The organism is Methanoculleus sp. UBA208 (assembly GCF_002498065.1).
Classification (GTDB): domain Archaea; phylum Halobacteriota; class Methanomicrobia; order Methanomicrobiales; family Methanoculleaceae; genus Methanoculleus.
Window position 1 is genome coordinate 1 of the sequence record NZ_DAFZ01000019.1, and the last position, 4158, is coordinate 4158.

6 protein-coding genes and 1 pseudogene are annotated in these 4158 nt (G+C 55.6%); 3 read left to right on the forward strand and 4 right to left on the reverse strand.

What is annotated here, in order from left to right:
* Positions 1-304 (reverse strand): annotated as a pseudogene (locus tag BRA62_RS01365) (hypothetical protein); the annotation flags it as partial.
* Between the two features lie 712 nt (positions 305-1016).
* On the opposite strand from BRA62_RS01365, the gene BRA62_RS01370 reads away from it, so the two are divergent.
* The 3 genes from BRA62_RS01370 to BRA62_RS01380 all read left to right on the forward strand — a co-directional run bounded on the left by BRA62_RS01370 (position 1017) and on the right by BRA62_RS01380 (position 2663).
* Positions 1017-1304 carry a DUF2281 domain-containing protein gene (locus BRA62_RS01370; RefSeq protein ID WP_292364278.1) on the forward strand — a complete coding sequence of 96 codons (288 nt, stop codon included), beginning with the start codon at positions 1017-1019 and terminating at the stop codon, positions 1302-1304.
* Between the two features lie 3 nt (positions 1305-1307).
* Positions 1308-1721: a type II toxin-antitoxin system VapC family toxin gene (locus tag BRA62_RS01375; RefSeq protein WP_292364280.1), complete on the forward strand. Its 414-nt coding sequence runs from the start codon at positions 1308-1310 to the stop codon at positions 1719-1721.
* Positions 1722-2138: 417 nt separating this feature from the next.
* Complete coding sequence (locus tag BRA62_RS01380; protein WP_292364281.1) at positions 2139-2663, forward strand: Fic family protein; 525 nt, start codon at positions 2139-2141, stop codon at positions 2661-2663.
* 272 nt (positions 2664-2935) lie between these two features.
* Here BRA62_RS01380 and BRA62_RS01385 read toward each other — a convergent pair whose 3' ends face one another.
* Genes BRA62_RS01385 through BRA62_RS01395 form a run of 3 tightly spaced genes read right to left on the reverse strand, consistent with a single transcriptional unit; the run spans position 2936 to position 3919 of the window.
* Positions 2936-3157, reverse strand: coding sequence for a hypothetical protein (locus BRA62_RS01385; RefSeq protein WP_292364282.1), 222 nt, complete (start codon positions 3155-3157; stop codon positions 2936-2938).
* Between the two features lie 35 nt (positions 3158-3192).
* A complete protein-coding gene (locus BRA62_RS01390; RefSeq protein ID WP_292364283.1) occupies positions 3193-3600 on the reverse strand; it encodes a HEPN domain-containing protein in 408 nt (135 codons plus the stop codon).
* 1 nt (position 3601) lies between these two features.
* Entirely contained in the window at positions 3602-3919 is a 318-nt protein-coding gene (locus BRA62_RS01395) for a nucleotidyltransferase domain-containing protein (RefSeq protein WP_292364284.1), read from the reverse strand.
* Between the last annotated feature and the right edge of the window lie 239 nt (positions 3920-4158).

Below are 4158 nucleotides of genomic sequence, written 5' to 3' on the forward strand. Positions count from 1 at the left end.
AGACGTGGACCTCGTGCCCCCGCTCCGCAAGCCGGACCGAGACCTCGCGGATGCGCTTCTCGACCCCGCCCTTCACCCAGGGATAGACGGCGTCGTAGACGTAGGCGATCTTCAGGCGGGCAGCCTCCTTGGGGAATAGGTTGCGGGAGAAGGGGGATAAGGGTATTCGTTTTGGGAGTCCCCTGAAGGGTGCGACGGTCCGAAGAACGACGTCCTGAAAGGACGTCGTTCGAGAAACCCGCAGGGTTTCGAGGACCGGAGCATGAGGAAATGCGAAGCGTTTTCGAGGCAGGAGTTCGAGCACCGCTAGGAACGACGTTCCTATTGAACGAAGTTCGAGTACCGGAGGTGCGAGGAACGACTGCCGTAGGGTGCGACTGCCGGAACGGTGCGACGGACAATGTCCGGAGCTTGAGATGCCGTTAGGCTTCGACCAGGAGCATGAGAAAACGCGAAGCGTTTTCGGGGCAGGAGTTCGAGCACCGAAGGTGCGAGTTGCGGGACAGGAGTTCGAGAAGACCGAAGGTCTTCGAGGAACGAACGTAGTGAGCATGAGCACCGAAGGTACGAAGAAACGACGTTCGAGCACCGGGAGGTGTGAGGGGGGCCGGGATAGGCCCCTTCTCCAGGAAGGGGTTGACCGGTTCCCCCCGGGAGTCGGAGAAGGGAATCTGGTCGTCAGGACGTACAGGATGCCGTTGAACACATGGAGAACGCCTCAGCGTTCTCCTGTTAGAAAAATCTTCGATTTTTCGTGGCCTGCGCGGGTCACACCGGGGTCGCCCGATATGCGGCTTCGTTGGGGGAGGTGGTTCTGGACGAACTCCCGGAGATCATCGTCAATTTCACGAAACGCCATGATTTAGAATTCCATAATCAGTATAACTTTAGGATCACCTCATATTGTATCAGATATTTCCGTTATCCGCATATGCATGCTGTTTACCACCCGATGCGATATAAGACAGAAAGAAAGACCGGGGAGGAAAACATTCTTGTCCGGCCTCGCTCAATAGATGTTCATCCGGATCTGGCCCGAAACGCTTCCAGGTGAGAACGCACCCGGGTCCGTAGATCCTTGCGGAGAGATGGATGTCATGGCAGGTATCGAAGATCTCGTGAAGGAACTCTCCCCCGAACACCAGAGAGAGGCACTGGACTTTGTCGCCTACCTCCTCCAGAAACAGAAGCGCAAACAGGCTAAACCACTCCGGCAAACCTGGGCAGGGGCGCTTCGTCGGTATCGGGGTACTTACACCGCTCTTGAACTGCAGAAAGAATCGCTGTCGTGGCGCACAGAGTGAAAAATGTACCTTCTGGACACAAATATCTGGTTGGAGCGCCTTCTCGATCAGGGCCGTTCGGGAGAAGTCGAGAAATTTCTCTCCTCTGTTCCTTCCGAACGGTTGTTCATCACGGATTTTTCACTCCATTCCATTGGTGTAATCCTCGGCCGTCTCGGGTGTATATCGGCCTTCTGCAGTTTCATCGAAGATCTCTTCATCGACGGTTCGGTGACGGTGGTCGCTCTCGATCCCGCCCAGATGAGACGCCTCGCGCGGGCCATGGAACTGTACCGCCTCGATTTTGATGATGCATACCAATATACCGCAGCGTTTGAGCACAGCCTTGCGCTTGTGTCGTTTGACAGCGATTTTGAGAGGACACCCGGCGGTAGATTGACACCAGCAGAGGTTGAACCGGAAGAACCTCTCCACTAAAAGGTTGGAGAAGCCTATCCCGGTTGAGGTCTCCCTACCCTCAATGCAGGAAAATGGGCTTTGTTGAAATCCCACCTGTTTGCTCCAGATGGCCACAATCAGGGGGTACTCAGGGGCACGGCTTTCCACCAGGTATCGCACCTGACGGTGTTCGTGCTCCAGATGTCCCATCCATCGCAATTGCCATGACTGCCCCCGCCCCAGGGGGTAGGGTGCGACGGGCCGTCGAGTGGAGTCGATGAAGCACGCGGATTTTCGCGAGTTAGGGGCAGGGGAGGGGGAAGCCCGCCGGTCTTTGAATCGAATCATCAGGCCGATTATTTCCGCGCCGCATTTTCCCTTCACCATTTCTTCTCTGAGGAAGAACTCGAATGGCTCCGTGGCTTCAGCGCTGCTGACTTATCCGATGAAGAGGCGATGGCTCTCGTCTTTGTCAGGCGGAACGGGTCTATCTCGAATGAGCAGTGTCGCGATCTGATCGAACTCGATGTGGTCGGTGCAAGCAAATTGCTCGGGAAACTCCGGGATCTGGGTTTTCTTATCCAGCATCCTCATGGCACGATGACCTTCTATACTCCAACCGGGCAGCTCGGGGTTGCCCCTGTGTGCACGACTCACCAGCGGGTGGAGGTTTCGCTGGACGAGGAGGAGACTCTGAGTGTGGATTCTGAAGCAATCCTACCGGATATTGCCGAATCAATAAGAATGCTGGGTAAAAGGAGTTCGCCACAGGAAGTCATGCGAGTTATCGTTCAGATTTGCAGCGTGCGCCCCTCCTCTGCCGGGGAGATTGCCCAATTGGTTGGGAGAAGCAAAAAATGGGTATCAGCCAGTTACTTAAAACCGATGATACATGACGGGCAATTGGAATACGTGATCCCCGGAGAGCCAAACCATCCGGAGCAGAAATACAAAGTGGGAAGAAGTGAACAGGAGATCTGAATGCAAACTCTGCAGGCTCTTCTCGCACTCCGGACACCGGAGGACTGCCGACGTGGGATGTGGGCAATAGTGCTCTTTCCACAGGGATGCAAGGGATCTGAACACCGCTTACTGATCCACCCCGGGCACCTTACTGATCCACCCCGGGCACGCTTACAATATAGCGTGAACAGATCGCGACCGTCAGATACGTTCCCCTGCCCATCCTGAAGAGATGGATCAAGCATCACAAAGGATTGCCGGAAGCTGTCCCGCGCCTCCTGTTTATTCGGCTACAGTAGCCGGACCGAGACCTCACGGATGCGCTTCTCGACCCCGCCCTTCACCCAGGGGTAGACGACGTCGTAGACGTAGGCGATCTTCAGGCGGGTGCCCTCCTTGCGGAATAGGTTGCGGGAGGAGGGGGATAAGGGTATTCGTTTGAGAGAGGGGCACCCAGGAACCCAACCCTCTGAATAATCAAGGCGTCGGGCAAGGTCTTCGATCGTGATCACGCCGTTACAAAGGAGTTGTCAACATGCAGGCAGTGTCAGGGGAATAACCCGTCTGCATAATCTTCTGCACAGATCTCTTCCGCACACACGACAAAATCCGTTGCCTTGCTGATGACAGACAGCACCTCATCCCGCATAATCTCCCGGCAGATCGTGTAATCCACTTCCTCCCGGAGTTCTTCGATCAGGTTCAACGCCCGTCCGTGTTCCGGGGCAAGTTCCCCTGTCTTTACATACTCGGAACCGATAGCCGAGATCAACCCGGCATGAGTCCTGATCTCAACACCTTTTCGATGCAAAAGAGCAAGAGCTGCGAGGTACATCGCGTAGTAGGCACGGTTGATCGAGTCTTCATAGTGGCCTTCGGTGCAGAGAGTGCGCGCTGCATCGAGGCGCTGATGCGATTTACGAAGAAGCGCTGTTATAACAGAGTTATCAGTCATCCTAAACCGCCACACCATCCCGGAGAAGATTCCTGATGAAGGGATACTGCCGGTGCGCCGCAACATCGGCCCGCGAGATGACCTTGACCGGGAGCCGCTCACCCGTCTGCATCAGCAGATCAAAAGCAAGTCCGGTGAGGTATTCGCGAAGACGATAGTCCTCATCGGACGTAATCACAAGGATATCGATATCCGAGTCCGGCCGATCTTCTCCCCGTGCCACGGAGCCAAAGAGGATGATCTCTTCTATTGCGTCGCCGCACGCCTCCCGTGCCTTTGCCGCGAACTCATCGACGATCGGCCGCCTGACCGAAAGCATACAACGGAGTAGTTGTGAATATGCGGCTATAATGGAGGTTGTCCCAAAACATCACTACCGGGAGGGGGACACCCCTTCGCACCTGACGGTGCTCAAGCTCCCTTCGGTCGCACCTCCCCGGACCCTCCCCGAATGGCAATACCCTATGGAAAGCCGTTTCACCCTCCTGGCTCAGGATGTGGCTCAGATGGCGGATACCTGAGAATTAAGGGCTCCGATTAGGGTATACCGAAGGTTCG